19 protein-coding genes are annotated in these 21297 nt (G+C 56.3%); 16 read left to right on the top strand and 3 right to left on the bottom strand.

Annotated elements, in window-relative coordinates; translation table 11 throughout:
* Positions 1-43 precede the first annotated feature (43 nt).
* Positions 44-1018, top strand: a complete 975-nt coding sequence (locus AC2FJV_RS07355) for an arginase family protein (RefSeq protein ID WP_496690019.1) — start codon at positions 44-46, stop codon at positions 1016-1018.
* Here the strand turns inward: AC2FJV_RS07355 and speB are convergent.
* Together speB and AC2FJV_RS07345 are read right to left on the bottom strand one after the other, a co-directional pair.
* Positions 1015-1983 (bottom strand): agmatinase, encoded by a 969-nt coding sequence (speB, locus tag AC2FJV_RS07350; RefSeq protein WP_496690018.1) that lies wholly within the window; start codon positions 1981-1983, stop codon positions 1015-1017. The two genes, AC2FJV_RS07355 and speB, sit on opposite strands and share 4 nt — an antisense overlap.
* A gap of 60 nt (positions 1984-2043) precedes the next feature.
* Positions 2044-3561 carry a trimethylamine methyltransferase family protein gene (locus AC2FJV_RS07345; protein WP_496713242.1) on the bottom strand — a complete coding sequence of 506 codons (1518 nt, stop codon included), beginning with the start codon at positions 3559-3561 and terminating at the stop codon, positions 2044-2046.
* A gap of 184 nt (positions 3562-3745) precedes the next feature.
* Here AC2FJV_RS07345 and AC2FJV_RS07340 point away from each other — a divergent pair, with 184 nt between their 5' ends.
* Together AC2FJV_RS07340 and AC2FJV_RS07335 are read left to right on the top strand one after the other, a co-directional pair.
* Positions 3746-6181: a GcvT family protein gene (locus tag AC2FJV_RS07340; protein WP_496713240.1), complete on the top strand. Its 2436-nt coding sequence runs from the start codon at positions 3746-3748 to the stop codon at positions 6179-6181.
* Between the two features lie 88 nt (positions 6182-6269).
* Positions 6270-7241 (top strand): LysR family transcriptional regulator, encoded by a 972-nt coding sequence (locus AC2FJV_RS07335; protein WP_142637779.1) that lies wholly within the window; start codon positions 6270-6272, stop codon positions 7239-7241.
* Between the two features lie 2 nt (positions 7242-7243).
* On the opposite strand, the gene AC2FJV_RS07330 is transcribed toward AC2FJV_RS07335, so the two are convergent.
* Entirely contained in the window at positions 7244-8263 is a 1020-nt protein-coding gene (locus AC2FJV_RS07330) for a LacI family DNA-binding transcriptional regulator (protein WP_281973175.1), read from the bottom strand.
* A gap of 262 nt (positions 8264-8525) precedes the next feature.
* Between AC2FJV_RS07330 and AC2FJV_RS07325 the strand changes: the two genes are divergently transcribed.
* From AC2FJV_RS07325 to AC2FJV_RS07265, 13 genes are all read left to right on the top strand, one after another.
* Positions 8526-10820, top strand: a complete 2295-nt coding sequence (locus tag AC2FJV_RS07325) for a bifunctional salicylyl-CoA 5-hydroxylase/oxidoreductase (protein ID WP_496694019.1) — start codon at positions 8526-8528, stop codon at positions 10818-10820.
* Positions 10817-11548 (top strand): SDR family NAD(P)-dependent oxidoreductase, encoded by a 732-nt coding sequence (locus tag AC2FJV_RS07320; RefSeq protein ID WP_496713238.1) that lies wholly within the window; start codon positions 10817-10819, stop codon positions 11546-11548. Before AC2FJV_RS07325 ends, AC2FJV_RS07320 begins: the two co-directional genes overlap by 4 nt.
* Positions 11545-12012: a MarR family winged helix-turn-helix transcriptional regulator gene (locus AC2FJV_RS07315; protein ID WP_142637787.1), complete on the top strand. Its 468-nt coding sequence runs from the start codon at positions 11545-11547 to the stop codon at positions 12010-12012. The genes AC2FJV_RS07320 and AC2FJV_RS07315 overlap by 4 nt, the downstream gene beginning before the upstream one ends.
* The gene (locus AC2FJV_RS07310; protein WP_271949998.1) at positions 12002-12802 is read left to right on the top strand and encodes an enoyl-CoA hydratase family protein; all 801 of its coding nucleotides are present in this window, start codon (positions 12002-12004) and stop codon (positions 12800-12802) included. Before AC2FJV_RS07315 ends, AC2FJV_RS07310 begins: the two co-directional genes overlap by 11 nt.
* Positions 12802-13953: an acyl-CoA dehydrogenase family protein gene (locus AC2FJV_RS07305; RefSeq protein WP_496713236.1), complete on the top strand. Its 1152-nt coding sequence runs from the start codon at positions 12802-12804 to the stop codon at positions 13951-13953. Before AC2FJV_RS07310 ends, AC2FJV_RS07305 begins: the two co-directional genes overlap by 1 nt.
* Positions 13953-15563, top strand: coding sequence for an AMP-binding protein (locus AC2FJV_RS07300; RefSeq protein ID WP_496713235.1), 1611 nt, complete (start codon positions 13953-13955; stop codon positions 15561-15563). Before AC2FJV_RS07305 ends, AC2FJV_RS07300 begins: the two co-directional genes overlap by 1 nt.
* Positions 15564-15689: 126 nt before the next feature.
* Positions 15690-16820: an ABC transporter substrate-binding protein gene (locus AC2FJV_RS07295; protein ID WP_496713233.1), complete on the top strand. Its 1131-nt coding sequence runs from the start codon at positions 15690-15692 to the stop codon at positions 16818-16820.
* Positions 16821-16871: 51 nt separating this feature from the next.
* Positions 16872-17792 (top strand): branched-chain amino acid ABC transporter permease, encoded by a 921-nt coding sequence (locus AC2FJV_RS07290; protein ID WP_281995512.1) that lies wholly within the window; start codon positions 16872-16874, stop codon positions 17790-17792.
* Between the two features lie 2 nt (positions 17793-17794).
* A complete protein-coding gene (locus tag AC2FJV_RS07285) occupies positions 17795-18775 on the top strand; it encodes a branched-chain amino acid ABC transporter permease (protein ID WP_496713301.1) in 981 nt (326 codons plus the stop codon).
* Entirely contained in the window at positions 18768-19517 is a 750-nt protein-coding gene (locus tag AC2FJV_RS07280) for an ABC transporter ATP-binding protein (protein ID WP_282027717.1), read from the top strand. The genes AC2FJV_RS07285 and AC2FJV_RS07280 overlap by 8 nt, the downstream gene beginning before the upstream one ends.
* Positions 19514-20200 (top strand): ABC transporter ATP-binding protein, encoded by a 687-nt coding sequence (locus AC2FJV_RS07275; RefSeq protein WP_496690008.1) that lies wholly within the window; start codon positions 19514-19516, stop codon positions 20198-20200. Before AC2FJV_RS07280 ends, AC2FJV_RS07275 begins: the two co-directional genes overlap by 4 nt.
* Positions 20200-20607 carry an acyl-CoA thioesterase gene (locus AC2FJV_RS07270; RefSeq protein ID WP_496713231.1) on the top strand — a complete coding sequence of 136 codons (408 nt, stop codon included), beginning with the start codon at positions 20200-20202 and terminating at the stop codon, positions 20605-20607. Before AC2FJV_RS07275 ends, AC2FJV_RS07270 begins: the two co-directional genes overlap by 1 nt.
* A complete protein-coding gene (locus tag AC2FJV_RS07265; protein WP_142637805.1) occupies positions 20604-20999 on the top strand; it encodes a RidA family protein in 396 nt (131 codons plus the stop codon). Before AC2FJV_RS07270 ends, AC2FJV_RS07265 begins: the two co-directional genes overlap by 4 nt.
* Positions 21000-21297: the final 298 nt, after the last annotated feature.

The following is a 21297-nucleotide window of genomic DNA, read 5'->3' as shown; positions in this document are numbered from 1 at the left end:
GCCCTCTGCTCAGGCCGGGGGCATTTTTTTACCGGAGGATGAAATGGTCGACCGCTATGAGCAGTCCATGATGGACAATTTGTACTGGTGGGGCATACCGACGATGTTTCGCTGCCCCAATATCGGACCCGAGGGGCAGGATATTGCACTTGTCGGTGTGCCGCATTCGACCGGAAACGGGACAACCGAAAGGGATCAGCATCTGGGCCCGCGCGCCTTGCGGAATGTCTCGGCGGTACAGCGCAGGGTCCATTCGGTTTTTGAGATCGACCCCTGGAGCCGCGCGAAGATTGCCGATGTCGGCGATGTACCCTTCCCGCGCGCCAACGATAACGAAGACTGCATCGAACGCATTACCGCCTTTTACAAGGACATAGATGCGGCAGGTGCGCGCCCGGTATCCGTTGGCGGTGACCACTCCATTACCGGCGGGATCGTACAGGCGCTAGGATGTGGGAAGCTGGCCGGAGGAGAGCCGATCAGTTTTCTGCACCTGGATGCCCATACGGATGTGTTTACAAAGGTCGATCACTTTTTGGGGGCAAAGAAGTCGGCCGCTCATTGGGGGGCTTATCTGGCCGATCAGGGGCAGGTTGATCCTACCTGTTCGATGCAGATCGGCCTGCGAGGCCATCCGCGCAGCCTGGACTGGTTGCAGCCGTCCTACGACTACGGGTACAACATCGTCACCATGCGCGAATTTCGTCAGCGCGGGCTGGCCGATGTGGTGGCGCAGACCAAAGAGGTTCTGGGTGACCGGCCGGTCTATATCACCTTCGATCTGGATTGCCTTGACCCGACTATTGCCCCGGCGGTGTCCAATCTGGAGCCGGGCGAGAAGGGGTTCGACATTGATGAGGCCGTGGGCATTCTGCGCGCCGCGCGCGGCTTGAACATTGTCGGCGGTGACGTTGTTTGCATGATGCCCACCAAGGACAGCCCCAACGATATCACCGCCCTGACCGCAGCGGCGGTGATGTTCGAGATGATCTCGATGATCGCCGAAAACACCGGTTAGCGGCGGGCGTCCACAGCCTCTGCCAGAACACATAACAGCTCGAACATCAGTGAGATGCCCAGCCAGGCCGTGCCCCCAGCGGCATCGAAGGGGGGTGCGACCTCGACCAGATCAGCACCAACCAGATTGACACCGCTTAACTGGCGGATCACCTGCTGCGCCTGAAAACTGTTCGGCCCGCCGATCTCTGGCGTGCCGGTGCCGGGGGCATAGGTGGGGTCCACAAAGTCGATGTCATAGGTGCAATAGGTCTGACCTGTTCCGACGATCTCCCGCACCTCCGCCATGACATCGTCAATGCCGCGGTCGAACAGTTCTTCGATGCGGATGATGCGGATGCCCTGTGCCTCGGCCCAATCGATATCTTCTGTGTTATAGGCCGTACCGCGTATGCCGACTTGGACAAAGCGCTTGGGGTCCACAAGGCCCTCTTCAACGGCACGACGAAACGGTGTGCCATGGGTGTATTTGTAGCCACCGAAATAGCTGTCGAACAGGTCGGTGTGGCTGTCGAATTGAATAAGGCCCAATGGCTCCGACTTGGCCAGAGCGCGCAAGACGGGCAGGGTGGTCAGGTGGTCACCGCCCGCGGTTAGCGGCGTTATGCCCCGTTCGGTCAGATCGTCATAGAAAGACGTGACTCGGTTCATGGTATCTTCGATGTCCACCGGGTTCGGCGCGACATCACCCAGATCGGCGCAATTCACCATGGCAAAAGGGGCTACACCGGTGACCGGGTTCATTGCGCGGATCATGGTCGAATAGTCGCGCAACTGCCGAGGCCCATGCCGCGCGCCTGGGCGGTTTGTGGTGCCGCCATCCCACGGGATCCCGATGATCCCAATATCAACTTCGTTGATCCGGTCGTCCTTGGGGGTCAGTTCGGGAAGGCGCATGAACGTGGGGACACCTGCGAAACGCGCAAGCTCCATTGCCGAGACCGGCTGAAAGAAGGGATTTGTCATGAGGGCCTCATCTGAGTGTATGTGCTGCAAGCCTACTGGCTAGAGTCGGTCGACGTAAGTCTAATAGAGAATGCGAAACCGTCTGCGGATTTCAGCGTCCTGTTCTTCGGTCAGGTATTGTGGATGATGTCGTGCCAGGATGTCCTTTGCGTGCCGGCGGGCAACCGTCCACGCATCTGCGGCCCCTTCGGTCTGCCATGTCCGGGGTTCGTTCCGGTCAGCCAGCGCTGGATAGAAGTAGTCCCGTTCCATCGCAGCATAGGTGTGGGCGCTTCCCAGAAAATGACCGTCGCCCAGTACTGCATGACAAATGGCGTCGAATCCCAGGTTTTCGTCGGTCACTTCGATGCCGCGCAAAGCGCGATAGGTGTGAGAGTGCATTTCGTCGTCAAGGACGAACCCTTCGAAACTGACGCCCAGCAACGAAGCGGTCATGCCCGAGCTTTCATAGATCAGATTGCCGCCAGCCAGCGCCGCAGCGAGCGAGGTCATTCCTTTCTCGGCTCCGTACTGTGCGTCGACAGCTTTCGCATCAGTCATCGAGGCGGCCACACCCGAAGGCAGCCCCAGCGCGTTGGTGATCTGCGCCGACGCCGCGTTCAGGATGGCGGTCTCACCGCTGCCGCCTGCGAAAGAACCGGTGCGCAAATCGACGATGAAAGGCCAGTTGGAAAACACCATCGGAAAGCCGGGTTTGATCGCATTGACCATAACAAGGCTGGCCAGTGTCTCGGCCAAAGATTGCGCCAGAAACCCGGCAAGTGTTGCAGGGGCGGTGGCGCCTGCCTGTGCAGCGGTAATGCAGGACATCGGGATATTATGGGCGATACATTCATAGACAACGTCCACCGCATCTTCGCCATAACGCAGTGGTGAAATCACCGGACTTATGTGGGCTTTCAGAAACGGCCGCTTAGCGAACTCACCCGGCCCGCCTGCAACGATGTCGAGCATTTCGACGATCGGGGCCACATGTTCGGCAAGGGTAAACGACGTGGCAATCGGTTTGGTGGTATTGCGAACCAGAGCGTAAACTGTGTTCACGTCCAGATCGAAAACATCTGGCAGATCAGTCGCGACACAGCAGCGCGTAAACCAGCTGACATTGGCCAGCGTATCCTGAAGCCGCGTGAAATCATGCAGATCGGCCAGCGTGGATGGGCGATAGTGGCCGCTCTCCAGATCCAGCGTCTGCACCGCCGCACCGCCGGTGCCAAAGAACACACGATTTCCGCCCACTTCGATCGAGCGCGCTTCGTCCCGGCCATGAAAGGAGAAAGTCTTGGCAGCGGACCCAATAGCGTCTTCAATCAAGTTTCGAGGAAATAGCAGCCGCCCTTGCTGTCCGGTTTGTGCACCGGCTGACCGCAGGTCGTTGGCCAGCCTGTCCGGGACCTCGCCCATGCCCAGAGTTTCCAGAAGCCTTAAGGCGGTATTGTATATTTGTTTGACTTCGGACTGTGTCAAAGGTTGAAAGCGACCACCGGCTTGCCCGGGGGGGCACGGATCTATGGCGGGCTCTGCTGCGCGTTGCGCAAGACGCGCATTTCGACCGCTTCTTTTACTGCCCTTTGACAACGCCCAATCCTTTTCATGTCAGAATTCCCGGAACCGTAAAGGGCGATGCGGGGTCTCTGCAAAAGGGAAATGCGCCTTTCAGAATCCTCAATCGTAGTTTCGATTTTTCAGCACAAGCCATTCGTAAGCTGTTGCGAAGACCCGTTTTCAGCAAAACCTATTGGGGTTCAGAGGAGCAAAGCCAATGAAGTCGCGGACAAAAGTAGTGGTAATTGGTGGCGGGATCGCAGGGTGCTCAACTCTGTATCACCTGACGCAAGAAGGATGGGCAGATGTCGTCCTGGTCGAACGAAACGAGTTGACCTCTGGTACCACCTGGCATTCAGCCGCGCAGGTGACGAATTTTGGAACAAACCAGACCATGGTTGGACTGAAATCCCATTCGATCAAACTGTACCAAGACCTGTCTGCGAATCCCGACTATCCCATCAATTACCACCATGGTGACGGCGGAATCAGGTTGGCGAACACCCAAGCACAAATGCAGGGATACCGTCATTTCGCTTCGATGGCCCGGGGGATGGATGTCCATTTCGAGGTTATTGATGCCGAAGAATGCGCTCGGCGGCACCCTCTGATCTCGACCGAAAACCTAATTGGCGGGCTGTGGGATCCTTTGGACGGGGATATTGATCCGGCTCAGCTGTGTCAGGCGTTGGCCCGGGCTGCACGTTTGGCCGGGGCCGAAGTGTACCGGAATACCCCGGTTGTCGGGTTGATCCAGCACAAGGATGACACCTGGACGGTACAGACCGAACACGGTGATATCGACTGTGACATCGTGGTGAATGCCTGCGGATATCGTGTGAACGAAGTGGGCGCCTTGATGGGAGTGCACCACCCCGTGGCCTCGATGGAGCATCAGTATTTTCTGACGGAAGAAATTCCTGCAATCCGCGATGCCGGCCACCGAATGCCTTTGCTGCGATGTCCGATCAGCGATTTCTACTGTCGACAAGAAAAGAACGGCCTCTTGCTGGGGTTCTATGAACAGGACTGCAAGACCTGGGGCATGGACGGGATCGATCCAAATTTTGTAAATGCGCTTTGCCCGGACGATCTGGACCGCGTGTCGGACGTACTGGAAGGCGCTTTTGCTCGGATGCCTGCGCTGTTAGAGGCCGGGATTCACACGGTCGTCAACGGGCCGATAACCTATACGATTGATGGTGCACCACTTGTCGGGCCGATCCCGGGCAAGCGCAACGCCTTCTGTATTATCGGCCTGCGGGCTGGATTGGGTGAGGGCGGTGGCCATGGTTGGCTGTTGGCCCAGCAGATTGTGCATGGAGAGGCCTGTTATGACACCTGGTGCCTGGACCCGCGCAGGTTCACCGACCATGCGAATGTCGAACTGACGGCATTGAAGGCGGTTGAGGATTATCAAAACGAATTTCGCTTTCACCTCCCGCATGAACACCGCCCTGCAGGAAGGCCCGCCAAGACCACTGCTTTGACCCCGGTTCTAGCGGCCGAGGGCGCCGAATTCACTGTCGTCAATGGATGGGAAAGGGTGGATTACATCAAGCCTGACCCCAGCTTTGAACCGACCCTCAGTTTCGATTTTGACGAAACCTATGATCTGGTCGGGGCCGAGGTGGCAAATGTTCAGTCCAATGTCGGGTTGTCCGAGGTGAATGGTTTCAACCGTATCGAGATTACCGGCGCGGATCGGCATGCCTTTCTGGATCGTCTGTTTTGCGGTGCTGTCACGCGCCGCGACGGCAGGATTGGGCTGGGCTATCTTTTGAACCATCACGGGATGGTCAAAGCCGAAGCGACTGTGGCGAACCTGCCCGCCAGCGATCGCGGCCCTGCCCGGGTCTGGTATGGCTCCGCGGCGGCAAGTGAATTCCACGATATGGATTGGCTAAAGCAGAACCGCCACCCCGATGAAGACGTGCATTTACGCAGTCTGACCAACGACTACACCATTCTGATCCTTGCCGGCCCGAAATCACGTGATGTGCTGGCGTCCTGCGCGCGCGGTGATTGGTCCCCGCTGGCTTTTCCATGGCTGAGCGTCAGGGAGTGCTTTGTTGGGTTCGCTCAGGCAACGGTGATGGCGGTAAGTTTTTCTGGCGAACTGGCATATGAAATCCACGTTCCCAACCCTTCGCTTTATAGCGCATATCTGGCGCTGCGGCGGGCTGGAGAGCACTTCGGCCTCAAGCTGTTTGGCGCTCGGGCGATCGACTCCATGCGGATGGAAAAGACGTTCCTGCACTGGAAGGCTGATTTGATCACCGAGTTTGATCCTTTTGAAACAGGTCTGAATCGGTTTGTGAGGTTGGAAAAGGGCGACTTCATCGGGCGCGATGCCCTGCTGAACCGTGATGCTTATGGGCCGCGGAGAAAACTCGTGCCGCTCCGGTTGGAAACCGAACAGGGATCTGCCCATGCCGGAGCTTCGCTGATGCTGGGTGACACGGTTGTCGGAACAATCACCTCGGGCGAGTGGGGGCACCGCACCGGCCTCAATCTTGCCCATGGATTTGTCGATCCGTCACTTGCAGAAATCGGGTGCAAGATAGAGTTGGATCACTGTGGAAAACGGGTCAACGCAACCGTGATCGCACCTTCGCCCTATGACCCGGACCATAGCAGGCTCCGGGCTTGACGCAGAACGGGTTGCAAGTTCATCATTGCAATGAGGGGCGTTCTTTGTTTCGCTAGTTTTGATGTAATCGAAACAACGGACTGTAAATGTGCCAAAGTCGCTAAGCCTCCGCTGGCTGGAAGTTTTTCAGTTGGTCGCAAAGTCAGGATCGATCCAACAGGTCGCATCGGAAACCGGTTTGTCTATCAGCACAGTTTCCAATCACCTACGAAGCCTTGAGACCGCGTTGGGCATTGATTTGGTGGATCACGGGCGTCGTCCAATGGGTCTGACACCTGCCGGTGAAGTCTATGCGCGCCATGTCCGCGATGGGCTGATCGTTTTGAAAAAGGCCGAGGCGGAGATCCGGTCGGGTAACTGGCGCCATGCGACGGATTTGAGGCTGGCACTGATTGATGATTTCGACAATCAAATCTCGCCAGACTTGTTTCGGTTTCTTGCGCATGCTTTGCCGCGCTGCAGTTTTCGGCATTTCACACGCCCCAGCCATGAGATCATTGCCAAGTTACAGGAACACAAGCTGGATGCAGGGGTGGCGACCCGACCGTTCGAACGGACCGAGGGCCTGATCGAATACCCGTTGATGCGCGACCCTTTTATCGTTGTTTTGCCCGGAGGGTTCAGTGGCATGCCCGAGGAGATGTTTTCATCAAACGCAGAATTGCCGTTGCTGCGCTATTCGCGTGATTACGTGATCGGCAAGCAAATTGAGATACAGCTCAGGCGAGGTAAATTTGATCTGCCCAACAGGTTCGAACTGGAATGCAATCAGTCGATCATAGGATTGGTCGCTGAAGGCACCGGTTGGACCATTACCACGGCCGCAAGTTTTCATAGGGCCCACAGATTTCACGACCAAGTTCGGGTGGTGCCATTTCCCGGCCGAAACTTTGTAAGAACAGTGTCTTTATTCACGACCGACGTATACCCCGAGACCACTTCGAAGCTAATCCAAAGAGCGATGGGAAAGCTCATCCGTCAACATTTTACCGACCCGATGTGCGCAAGTCACGCCTGGTTGAAAGGTGAGTTTCGCACCATGGAAAACGAGGCCGCCTGAAGTCAGCCGGGGCGCCCCAGCGATTGGCGTTCGACCAAATTGGTTCGCAACTGTACATTGCAACTTTCGGTGGGCTTTTCGATCAACCCAACCAGTTCCAGCGCAGCCCGTCGACCCATCTCGCGATGTGGGACATGCACGGTCGTCAAACCTGGATCGGTGATCTGCGCCAGTTCGATATCGTCAAACCCTGTGACGGATACGTCTTGAGGAACTCTAAGCCCCATCTCCTTGGCCCGGCGCGACGCACCGATAGCCAGAACATCGTTCCCGCACAGCACCGCTGTTGGTCGATCTTGCCGAGACATCAGACGGGAAAACGCCTCTGCCCCGTTTTCGATTTCATATGGCGTTTCTACGATCGTCAGCCGGTCATTTGGGATATTGTTGCGGCGCATTGCTTCTTGCACCCCTTCGATCCTCAGGCGGGCACGGTCGTTTCCGGTGCTGACACCAGAAATCATACCCAGGGTCCGGTGACCCAGCTTGATCACTTGATTTGCCAGTTCGGCCATGGCCGCACGGTTGTCAAATCCGACCGAAGGGACTGGTGCGTCTGCCTGAAACGACCACGCTATCAGAACCGGAATCCTGCGTTTTGCGAGATAGTCATAGATCCGCGAGTCTCGATCATGCCCGATCAGCAGCAACCCATCCGCCCCCCGTGCGACCAAGTTGCGTATCTGCTCTTCTTCGATCTCAGGCTGATAGGCCGAACTAGAGACAAGCAGGGTATAGCCATGCTGGCGCAGCTCTTCCTGAAAGGCCTGAAGTCCACGCGCAAAGATCGCGTTTTCCATGGTGGGAATGATGGCGCCGATGGTGTGCGACCGTCTGGCAGCCATAACACGCGCGGCAAAATTCGGCGTGTATCCCAAAGCGTCAACGGCAGACTGAACCCGATCACGCGTAGCCTGCACCACCAGGTTCGGAGAATTGAGGCAACGTGAAACCGTGGCGGTCGATACGCCCGCGAGTTTCGCAACATCCTCCAGGGTCGGTGCAGTTTTTGCCTTTGGCATTGTCAAACCTGAAATTTGATTTTGCAAATATGTGTAAGCTCTGCGCCGTTCAGGTGAAAGCGAAATGTAACCGCTTACAGAGATTGATTGCTTTGTCGCAGGCAAACCGGTGCTGGCTTGGCTCAGGAAAATACCAACCCGTCGCGAATTTGTGGTTGGTTATTCAGAATATATAAACTTCAAGTATAAAATATTTTTACTTGAAGGGATGCGCCACCTGGTCTAGCGTTTCAGGTAAAGCTGCGAATGGGGGAAGGTAACGATGCGTGTTGCATGTCTCGGCGGCGGGCCGGCTGGCCTCTATTTCGGGATTTCAATGAAGCTCCGCGATCCGGATGCCGAAGTGGTTGTTATCGAGCGAAACCGCCCGGATGACACCTTTGGCTGGGGCGTCGTGTTGTCTGATGAGACGCTGGATAATCTTGCCGCCAATGACGCAGCCAGCGCGACGGTGATACGTAAACACTTTGCCTATTGGGATGACGTAGCACTTGTGCATAAAGGTCAGCGCACCGTGTCCAGCGGCCACGGATTTTGCGGGATCGGACGCAAGCAACTGCTGCTCATTTTGCAAGACCGAGCGCGCGAGCTTGGTGTCGAGATGCGCTTTGAGACCGAGGCGGCATCAGCCTCGGACTATATGATGAACTACGACGTCGTTGTGGCTTCGGACGGGCTGAACTCCAAGTCACGGGCCGAGTTCGCAGATGTTTTTCGACCCGATATAGACCAACGACGGTGTCAGTTCGTCTGGCTGGGTACGCATCAGAAGTTTGACGACGCCTTCACCTTTATTTTTGAGGAAACGCCAAAGGGCTGGGTCTGGGCACATGCCTATCAGTTCGACCGGGATACGGCGACTTTCATCGTGGAATGCTCGCAACAGACCTTCGATGCTTTTGGGTTTGGTGAGATGACCAAGCAAGAGTCCATCGCTTTGTGCGAAGACATTTTCAAAGATCATTTGGGCGGCCATCCCTTGATGAGCAATGCCAGTCATATCCGCGGCTCGGCCTGGCTGCGGTTTCCTAGGGTCTTGTGCGAAAAATGGAGTTACAAAAACCTGGTATTGCTGGGAGATGCCGCAGCGACCGCACATTTTTCCATTGGCTCGGGAACAAAGCTGGCACTGGAAAGCGCTATAGCGCTGGCTGACTTCGTCCATAAAGAAGATACGCCTGAAGCGGCTTTCGCGCGGTATGAGGACGAGCGTCGTCTTGAAGTGTTGCGCCTGCAATCGGCAGCGCGGAACTCGGTCGAATGGTTCGAGAATGTCGAACGTTACCTCGATCAGGATTCGGTTCAGTTGAATTACGCGATGCTGACACGGTCTCAGCGGATCAGCCACGAGAACCTGCGCCAACGCGATGCCAACTGGCTGGGGCATGCCGAGGCCTGGTTCATGCAGCAGTCTGGGGGCGCTGTTGATGGTATGGCCCGGCCCCCGATGTTTGCGCCATTTCGCCTGCGGGGGATGCAGTTGAAGAACCGGATCGTAGTGTCACCCATGGCACAGTACAAGGCGGTTCATGGGTGCCCGGTTGACTGGCACCTGATCCATTACGGTGAAAGGGCCAAAGGTGGCGCCGGGCTGGTATACACCGAAATGACCTGTGTCAGCGCCGAAGGCCGGATCACCCCAGGATGCCCGGGGCTTTATGAGCCCGAACACGAGGCCGCATGGGCTCGACTCACCGAATTTGTCCATGCGGAAACCGACGCCAAAATATGCTGTCAAATCGGCCATTCGGGCCGCAAAGGTTCAACCTGCATCGGGTGGGAAGGAATGGACCAGCCGCTGAAGGAAGGAAACTGGCCTTTGATATCAGCTTCGGCCATCCCTTGGTCCGACGGTAACGCTGTGCCCAGCGCGATGGATCGTGCAGATATGGATAGGGTCACGTCCCAATTTGTGACAGCAGCCCGGATGGCAGATCGTGCTGGGTTTGACATGATCGAGCTGCATGCGGCGCATGGCTACCTCATCTCGTCCTTTATCTCTCCTTTGTCGAACACGCGCGACGACATGTATGGGGGCAGTCTTGAAAACCGTATGCGTTATCCGCTTGAAGTTTTTTCAGCTATGCGGACGACCTGGCCCAAAGATAAGCCGATGGCGGTGCGCATTTCTGCCAATGACTGGGTCGGACCTACTGGCGTGACGCCGCAACAAGCTGTGGATATAGCGGCGATGTTCGATGCGGCGGGTGCAGATATCGTGGACGTTTCCGCCGGGCAGACTTCGACCGATGCTAACCCGGTTTACGGCCGTATGTTCCAGACCCCTTTCGCGGACCGCATTAGAAACGAATGCGGCATCAGTACTATGGCGGTGGGGAACATCTATGAAGCCGATCACGTAAATTCGATTCTCATGGCCGGTCGTGCAGATCTGGTGTGCCTTGCCCGGCCTCATCTGGACGATCCGTACTGGACCTTGCACGCGGCTACGGCGTTGGGGGATCGGCAGGAAACTTGGCCCCGCCCCTATGAAGCCGGGCGGGATCAGGCTTGGCGCCTGGCAGATCGCAAGGCGGAAACGGCGGGTGAAGTATGAAACATGTCGTCATAACCGGCGGCGGCACCGGCGTTGGTGCGGCTATAGCCCAAGATTTCGCGAATGGCGGAGCAGCCGTTACCATTTTGGGCCGTACAGAGGCCAAGCTGCAGCAGCAAGCCTTGCCGTATGTCCTTTGTGATGTGACCGATGACAAGCAGGTCCTAGCTGCTATTGAAACAGCACGGGCAGAACGCGGCCCGATTTCAATAGCGATTGCGAATGCCGGCGCGGCCCATTCGCTTCCGTTTCATCGGATGACAGCCGATGATCTGCGGACCCTGACGGATGTGAATCTGGTGGGTGTTTTCAATTTATGGCAGGCGGTTTTGCCTGACATGCAAGCCGCTGGAACGGGCCGTCTGATTGCCATCGCGTCCACCGCCGGATTGAAGGGCTATCCTTATGTTTCCGGCTATTGTGCGACAAAACATGCGGTGGTCGGGCTGACGCGGTCTCTGGCGGGCGAACTTGCGGCGACAGGCATCACCGTCAATGCGGTTTGCCCGGGGTTTGTGGAAACGCCGATGCTGGATCGCTCGATTGCGAACATCGTCGAGAAGACGGGAATGAGCGCGGAAAATGCGGTGAAAAGCCTGAAAAAGATAAACCCACAGGGTCGTTTCATCCAGGTCGAAGACGTAGCAGGTGCCGTGAGGTGGTTGTGCTCGGATGCGGCAAATTCAGTCAACGGCCACGCGCTTAGCCTGTCCGGAGGCGAGATATGAACCCAAACCCGCTTCAAGCACCATTGGAAGATCCATCCAAAGAGAGGTTGCGGTTATGGCTGCGGCTGCTCAAGACCACGCGTGGCATCGAGGCAGCACTAAGAGAGAACCTCAGGGTAGAGTTTGACACGACACTACCGCGTTTTGACGTGATGGCAGCCCTGTCGCGGTTCGAAGATGGGCTGAAGATGAGCGAAATCTCGGGTGCGCTGCGCGTTTCGAACGGGAATGTGACCGGAATCGTGGATCGGCTGGCTGATGACGGCCTGCTAGTGCGCGTACCTGTGCCTGGGGATCGTCGTGCCCATCGCGTACGCATGACACAAAAAGGATGCGAGGAATTCGCACGTCAGGCCGCGGCGCATGAGGCGTGGATATCCGATATGCTTGGCCAGTTTTCCGCCGAGGACGCCCGCACTCTGACAACCGAACTCACTATTTCGGAGGAAATCGATGGCCAGTGACGTCAAACATTTTCGCTGCGAAATCCGGAACCGAGTTGCAACGATTGCACTGAACCGACCAGAGCGTAAGAACCCTTTGACCTTCGACAGCTATGCCGAACTACGTGATTGGTTCAGGGATCTGGTCTATTCAGAAGAGGTAGATGCAGTGGTGTTCGCCTCAAATGGTGGCAATTTCAGCTCGGGCGGCGATGTGCACGATATCATCGGTCCGCTAACGCGCATGAAGATGAAGGACCTGTTGCTCTTCACGCGAATGACCGGAGATCTCGTCAAGGCGATTGTGAATTGTGGCAAGCCGGTGATTGCTGCGGTGGACGGTATTTGCGTGGGGGCCGGGGCCATCATCGCTATGGCTGCGGATTTGCGTATCGCCACCCCGCAGGCCAAATGTGCATTCCTGTTCACGCGGGTGGGGCTGGCAGGGTGCGATATGGGGGCCTGCGCCATCCTGCCTCGTATCATCGGGCAGGGGCGTACGGCCGAACTGCTCTATACCGGACGCAGCATGACCGCTGATGAGGGGCTTTCCTGGGGGTTCTACAATGCGGTGGTTGATCCATCCGAGCTTGACGCTACCGCGCAATCTCTGGCTGACCGTATCGTGGCAGGCCCCAATTTTGCGCATATGATGACCAAGACCATGCTGGCGCAGGAGTGGTCTATGTCGATCGAACAGGCAATCGAAGCAGAGGCGCAGGCCCAGGCGATCTGTATGCAAACCGGAGATTTTGAACGCGCCTACAAGGCCTTTGTTGCAAAAGACAAACCAGTATTCGAGGGCGATTGATGGCAGATCAGAGCTTTCTTTCGTGGCCATTCTTTGACCCTCATCACCGGGGCTGGGCGGATCGGGTGCAAGACGTCGCTCGGGGACTAGCTATTGACCATGGCGACCCGGACCAGGCTTGTCGCGATCTGGTCCGCCAGCTGGGCGACGCCGGGCTGCTGCAGCCTACTTCGGACGAAAGCGGCCATTTGGATGTCAGGACGCTGTGCCTCAGCCGTGAAACACTTGCCCGCCATGATGGGTTGGCCGATTTCGCCTTTGCAATGCAGGGGCTTGGAACCGGAGCGATCTCGTTGTTCGGCTCAAAAGGCCAAAAGGCGCATTGGCTGCCGCAAACGCGCTCTGGTCAGGCTATCGCGGCCTTTGCATTGACTGAACCTCAATCGGGGTCGGATGTGGCAAATTCGACAATGACGGCTATCCGTGATGGCAACGACTTTGTCCTGAATGGTGAAAAGACATGGATATCGAACGGGGGTATCGCAGATGTCTACACCCTGTTCGCCCGTACTGGCGAGGCACCCGGGGCCAAAGGGTTATCAGCTTTTATCATCACTCCTGATCTGAAGGGTTTCGAAGTAGTCGGGCGCCTGGACACAATCGCGCCACACCCATTGGCGACTTTGCGTTTCAATGATGTGCGTGTGCCGGCTAGCGCGATGATCGGTCAAGCTGGCGCAGGATTTCGTATTGCAATGTCTGTGCTGGACCTGTTCCGCCCGACGGTGGCCGCCGCTGCGCTGGGATTTGCACGACGCGCGCTGGATGAGGCGCTGACACGGGTATCAGAACGGCAGGTGCAAGGCGCCCCGTTGTTTGATTTGCAGATGGTGCAGGGGCACATCGCCGAGATGGCATTAGATGTCGATGCTTCGGCGCTTTTGATCTATCGGGCAGCGTGGGCCAAGGACAGCGGAGCGGCGCGCATTACACGTGAGGCGGCGATGGCCAAGCTGTTTGCTACCGATCAGGCGCAGTTGATTATCGACAAGGCGGTTCAGTTGTTTGGTGGCGATGGGGTGCGTTCTGGGATGGCGGTTGAATCTCTGTACCGAGAAATCCGTGCCTTGCGCATCTACGAGGGCGCCTCGGACGTTCAAAAAGTAATCATTGCACGTCAGACGATGGCCGAGCACATGGAGGGAAGGTGATGCTTGGACCGTCTGCACATACCGACACGTTCAGCCGCGATAACCTGCCCCCCCAGGATCAGTGGCCCGACTTCCTGTTGGCGGGTTTTGCATATTCCGATCATGTGAATGCAGCATGTGAGCTGACCGATGCCATGGTTGCCAAGGGCTTTGGTGATCATACCGCTTTGATCGGCAATGGTCGGCAACGAACATATAAAGAGCTCAGCGACTGGACCAACAGGCTGGCACATGTATTGGTCGATGACTTGGGGGTCGAGCCGGGAAACCGGGTGCTGATCCGATCGGCTAACAATCCGGCAATGGTTGCGTGCTGGCTTGCCGCAACCAAGGTGGGTGCGGTCGTCGTCAATACTATGCCGATGTTGCGCGCTGCAGAACTGACGAAAACTGTCGATAAGGCGGAAATCCAGTTTGCATTATGTGATACCCGGCTGATCGACGAAATGCAGTCCTGCGCCAGTGATAGCCGGTTCCTGCAGCGGGTCGTCGGGTTCGACGGAACTTCAAACCACGATGCCGAGCTTGATCGTCTTGCACTTGAAAAGCCGGTACAGTTCGATTGCGTTAAAACCGGGCGCGACGACGTGGCCTTGTTGGGTTTCACCTCCGGCTCGACAGGTGAACCCAAGGCCACCATGCATTTTCACAGAGATATTCTGATCATTGCCGACAGCTATGCGCGTGAGGTGTTGCAGGTCGTTCCAGAGGACGTTTTTGTTGGTTCTCCACCTTTGGCCTTCACATTCGGGTTGGGTGGTTTGGCGGTGTTTCCGTTGCGGTTCGGCGCGACTGCAACCCTGTTAGAACAAGCCTCGCCTGCGGGCATGATCGAGATAATCGAAAAATACAAAGCGACTGTCTGTTTCACTGCGCCAACCGCCTATCGGGTCATGCTGCAGGCGATGGATGACGGTGTTGATCTGTCTAGTCTGCGTGCGGCCGTGTCGGCGGGCGAGACCTTACCGCAGCCAATCTATGACGAGTGGATTTCCAAGACAGGCAAACCAATGCTCGACGGGATCGGCGCGACCGAGATGTTGCACATCTTTATTTCAAACCGGTTTGACGATCACCGCCCGGCCAGTACCGGCAGGCCGGTTACCGGATATGAGGCCAAAGTGTTAAACCCAGACGGTACCGAAGCTGCAGTTGGGGATATCGGACGCCTGGCTGTACGTGGTCCGACAGGGTGCCGGTATCTGAATGATAAGCGGCAGGCGGGTTATGTAACAGATGGATGGAATATCACTGGTGACAGCTTTTATCGGGACGCGGAGGGGTATTTTCATTTTTCTGCGCGCAATGACGACATGATTATCTCGGCCGGATACAACATCGCCGGACCCGAAGTCGAAGCCGCACTTCTGGCGCATGAGGCAGTTGCGGAATGCGCGGTGATCGGCGTCCCAGATGCTGAGAGGGGTCATATTGTCCAAGCACATGTTGTTCTGGCTTCAGGTACGGCTGATGACGCTATGCGCGAAGCCCTTCAGGCTCATGTGAAATCTATGATTGCCCCGTATAAATACCCGCGCTCGATCCGGTTCTGCGATGGTTTGCCCAAAACCGCGACCGGAAAAATCCAGCGTTTCCGCCTGAAATCATGATCAATGTATCTAGAATATAGCGGACAGAAAGAATGTAAGAAAAAGACCGAATTGCCAAAGGCATAGACCGAACGTTGAGAATAATGACATAAATCGCGTTCATAGGGCCAACGAAGGGAGAAGACGATGAAGAGACTATTGGCGGCTGCAGCGATCACCGCGCTGTGCGCGACGGGTGTTACAGCGGAAGTTAAGGTGGGGATGATCACAACGCTTTCAGGCGGCGGGGCCGGTTTGGGCATCGACGTACGGGATGGGTTCATGCTTGCGATTACTCAATCGGGGCGGGATGATATCGAGGTGGTGATCGAAGACGACCAGCGCAAACCGGATATCGCGGTACAGCTGTCAGACAAGATGATCCAATCCGAACGTGTAGATGTGATGACCGGTATCATCTGGTCAAACCTGGCGATGGCGGTTGTGCCAGCCGCCGTGAACCAGGACGTTTTCTATCTGTCACCCAATGCGGGCCCGTCACCTCTGGCGGGGAAGGGCTGTCACCAGAACTATTTCAACGTCGCCTGGCAGAACGACAACCTGCACGAGGCCGCGGGCGCATACGCCAATGGTGCGGGTTACAAGAGCAGCTTCATACTTGCTCCGAATTACCCGGCGGGCGTCGACGCGCTGACTGGCTATAAACGCTTTTTCGAAGGTGATCTGGCCGGTGAGATCTATACCGAGCTTGGCCAGACTGATTATGCAGCTGAAATCGCGCAAATCCGCGCAAGCGATGCGGATAGCGTATTTTTCTTCCTGCCCGGCGGGATGGGGATTTCGTTTCTGAAGCAATATGCCGACAGCGGGATCGATCTTCCAGTTGTTGGCCCAGCCTTCAGCTTTGATCAGGGCATTCTGCAGGCGGTAGGCGATGCGGCGCTGGGCGTGGTGAACACTTCGCAGTGGAACAAGGATATCGACAACCCGACCAACGCTGCCTTTGTTGAAAGCTTTCAGGCAAAATACGGACGTCTTCCCTCGCTTTACGCCAGTCAGGGATTCGATACCGCCAACCTGTTGCTTGCCGCGCTTAACAAGGCTGACCCGTCAGATGTGGATGCCTTCCGCGAAGCGCTGAGGGCGGCGGATTTCAACAGCACACGAGGGGATTTCAGCTTTGGCCCGAACCATCATCCGGTTCAGACCATCTATGCGCGCGAAGTGATCAAAGAAGGTGATGTATTTACCAATAAGATCCTTGGCGTAGCTCTTGAAAACCACTCTGATGCCTACGCGGCCGAGTGCAAAATGTAACTGAATTTCTGCCTGCCCCTAAAAGTGGGCGGGCAGATCACCGGAGTTTCCATGTCCTCGATCCTGATTATCGAGCAGATCCTGAACGGGCTGCAGTTCGGCGTCATGTTGTTTTTGATGGCTGCTGGCCTGACGCTGATCTTCGGGGTGATGGGCCTGATCAACCTGGCCCATGGCTCTTTGTACATGGTGGGTGCATTTGCCGCTGCAGCAGTTGCAGGGGCGACCGGGTCATTTCTGCTTGCTTTGATTGCTGCTCTGGCTGCGGCCGCACTGGCAGGGGTGATCGTAGAAATGCTCGTTATCCGGCGGCTTTATCAGGCACCACATTTGGATCAGGTTCTGGCCACCTTTGCACTGATCCTGATCTTTTCCGAAGGGACAAGGTGGGTCTTTGGGTCTTTCCCATTGTTCCTGGATATTCCAGCTGCACTTTCGGGTCCGATCACGCTGCAGGGCGGGATTGAATATCCCCTCTATCGCCTAACCCTGATCGGGATTGGTCTTGCTGTTGCTGTAGGTTTGTGGGCCCTGATCGAACGCACGCGTTTGGGTGTGCAGATACGGGCCGGTAAGAACGACCGGGAAATGATTGCCGCACTGGGCGTCGACATCTCGAAACTTTACACGTTGGTCTTTGCACTAGGGGCGGGGCTGGCGGGGCTTGCCGGTGCTTTGGTTGGGGCAATTCAGTCGGTACAGGTGGGCATGGGTGAACCTGTTCTGATCCTGGCCTTCGTGGTTATCGTAATCGGTGGCATAGGCTCGGTTCGGGGGGCGTTCATCGGGGCGCTGTTGGTTGGGCTAACCGACACGCTGGGCGGGGTTTTCCTGCCCGAGCTGTTCAAACTGTTCATGGAACCGGGAGCCGCTCAGAAAAGCGGCTCGGCTCTGGCATCAATGGGAATCTATGTCCTGATGGGACTGGTCCTGATCTGGCGCCCAACAGGTCTGTTCGGAGCCCGCGCATGAGAATGAATGAAAGATACATCAATGGCCTGATGATCGCCGGCCTGCTGGCGCTGCCCCTTTGGGCGCTGGCCGCGGACCAGCCCTTCACAATCACGCTTGTGACGCGGGCGGTGATCTTGGCGCTTGCAGCGGTTGGTCTGAATGTCATCCTGGGAATTGGGGGGTTGGTCAGCTTTGGCCATGCTGTTTTCTTCGGGATCGGCGGCTATGCGATGGGCATTCTGACCTATCACGCGCAGACCTACACTGCACTGGATCTGGGCTTGATTTCTATCGAAGGCAGTAAATCCATGCCCGTGATCTGGATAGTTGCGATGCTTACTTCGGGCATTGCTGCCTTTTTCGTCGGCCTTCTGTCCCTAAGAACGTCAGGCGTTTATTTCATCATGATTACGCTGGCCTTCGGACAGATGTTTTACTACTTCGCGATTTCTTGGGCGCAATACGGGGGCGAAGACGGATTATCCATCTATGTTCGCAACGGTTTTCCCGGCCTCAACACATTGGATCCGATCCAGTTTTACGGCATCTGTTTCGCGCTGCTATGTCTCGTCCTGTTCCTGTTTGCGCGCATGCAAGCCGCGCCATTCGGGCTGGCTCTTAATGCGACGCGGCAATCTACGGCGCGGGTCGAGACCGTGGGATTGAACCCCATGCGTCTGAAACTTCTGGCCTTTGTTCTGTCCGGCGCTGTCACTGGTCTGGCCGGGGCGCTGTTTGCCGATCTCAACCGGTTCGTTTCGCCGTCTATGTTCAGTTGGCAGCTTTCGGGCGAATTGATTGTGCTGATAATCATCGGAGGTGTCGGACGCCTGATGGGTCCGGTAATTGGGGCTTGCGTGTTTGTCGCGCTCGAGCATTTTCTGGGTGAACTAACCGATTTCTGGCATGTATATTTGGGTATTATTCTGCTGTGCATCGTTCTGTTTGGTCGCGGTGGCCTGATTGGGCTGCTAACCGGGAAAGAGGGGGCACATGTCTGATCCCGTCCTTGCCACCGAGAGTCTGAACAAAAGCTTTGGTGCGTTAAAGGCTACGGATAACGTCTCGATTGATCTCAGGCCAGGAGAGATCCACGCCATCATTGGTCCGAATGGAGCGGGAAAATCCACGTTGATCCAGCAGATTTGCGGAGGTTTGCAACCGGATTCGGGGCGTGTTTTGCTGTGCGGACAGGATGTGTCGGACCTTGGCACGCAAAAGCGGGCAAGGGCAGGGATGGGGCGGACGTTCCAGATATCGGAACTGTGCATGGAAGATACGGTTCTGGAAAATGTCGTGTTGAGCGCCATGGGGGCGGAAAACCTCGTATGGCGGTTCTGGAAACCTGCCTTGAAACGGCCAGAGCTGCTCGAAAGGGCCGAGGCTGCGCTGGAAAGGGTGGGCCTGGGCGATGAACGCGAAACGCGTTGCGCAAATCTCAGCCATGGTCAACGCCGCCAGCTTGAAGTCGCCGTGGCTTTGACTTTGTCACCTCGGGTCTTTGTTATGGATGAACCGATGGCCGGGCTTGGCGCTGGAGGGTCCAAACGGTTGACCGGGTTTCTTGACGGTCTGCGGGAAGAGGCGCCCATCTTGCTTGTTGAACATGATATGGACGCCGTTTTTGCGCTGGCTGATCGGATCAGCGTATTGGTCTATGGCAAGGTGATTGCAACCGGGACGGCAGATGAAATCCGCGCAAGCCGTGAGGTGCGCGATGCCTATCTGGGGGATGAGGCATGACTTTGTTGCGGGTAGAAAACCTGACCGCGACATATGGCGTCAGTCAGGCTTTATTTGGTGTCGATCTTTCTCTGGCGCAGGGCGAGGTTACAGCCCTTATGGGGCGCAATGGGATGGGCAAGACCACGACTGTCAAAGCCATTTGCCGGATGATCCGGTCCGAGGGCACCCTGTCGCTGAACAATCAGAATCTGCACGCTTTGCCCAGCTATAAGGTCGCGCGTCTTGGTGTCGGGCTGGTACCCGAGGGGCGCCGGTGCTTTGCCGACCTGACGGTGCGCGAGAATCTGATCGCCGCTGCCAGACCCGGCGAGTGGACATTGCAGAAGGTGGCTGAACTGTTCCCACGGCTAGAGGAACGTCAGGGCCAAAGGGCAGCCTCACTATCTGGCGGCGAACAGCAGATGCTGGCTATTGGGCGCGCCCTGATGACAAATCCGCAGCTCTTGATCCTCGATGAAGCAACCGAAGGGCTGGCTCCGATCGTGCGACAGGAAATCTGGTCGGTCTTGCATCGCCTGAAACAGGAAACCAATGTTTCGATCCTGTTGATCGACAAGTCTCTGAAAGAGTTGGCGCTGGTGTCTGATCGCGCGGTCATTCTTGAGCGCGGTAAAACAGTCTGGTCTGGCGCGATGGTGGATCTCAGTCATGACATCACAGAAAAATATGTGGGGGTCTGATGACTTTTGAATTCCACCAAAAGGTTCTGTTCAAACATTGCGACCCGGCGGGGATTGTCTTTTTCCCGCGCTATTTCGAGATGATCAATGATTGCGTTGAGACCTATTTCGATCAGGTGCTATGCAAACCGTTTGAAGAGATTCATCCTGTTGGCGCAGTGCCTACCGCACAGATACAAACCCGATTTTCAGCGCCCAGCCGTCACGGTGACCATTTGATATTCCGGATGAAGATCACAAAGATCGGACGCAGTTCAGCCGAATACTCGGTCGTGGCCAGTTGTGCGCAAGAGGAGCGACTGACATGCGTAGCAACGCTTGTTCATGTAGATTCAAAGGGCGGTCCAACGGCCTGGCCCGCAGACATCCGTAAAAAACTCGAGGCATTCAGGGACGACGCGCTATGAGCCACAAGACAATTCACCCCGATGGCTGGTTGCCTGCCAAAGGATATGCCAATGGCGTTTTGACCAAAGATGGAACGTTACATATCGGCGGGCAAATAGGATGGGACGCGAACAAGAAATTTGTCAGCGGCGGGTTCATCGGACAGATGAAACAGGCGCTGCAGAATATCGTTGATATTGTCGAGGCCGCTGGTGGCTCGGCCCGCGATGTGACCCGCCTGACCTGGTTCGTAACAGACAAACGCGAATATCTGTCTCTGCAAGCCGAAGTTGGGGCCGCCTATCGTGAGGTTTTCGGCAGGCATTTTCCTGCGATGTCAATGATCATCGTGGCGGGTTTGGTCGAAGACGAGGCCTTGTTGGAAATTGAAGCGACAGCACATTTATCCTGAAGGCAAGCGACATTGAAACGGGCCCAGCGGAATGAATTTGAGCGATTTTCACCATAGGAGGTGAGAATTCTGCCAAACCTCTTTTCTGAAATCACAGGGCCGCCGAAGCGGGTTGCAGCGGCCTAAACCGGGCTGGATTTTGCGCTCGTACCAGAGTGAAAAGGCCAACGTGCAGGGCGTAACCAAGTCATTTGGGCGACCGATTGAATGGTGAGGGGAGACAAAAACAAACTTCCGCCGCTATTTCGTCAGATCAATCACAAATTCATATCTCAAACAGATCCTCAACAAAACATGA

It is taken from the genome of Ruegeria sp. CDSA241, from assembly GCF_059611265.1.
Note: the sequence above shows the minus strand (reverse complement) of the source record. Positions and strands in the feature narration are given on the sequence as shown.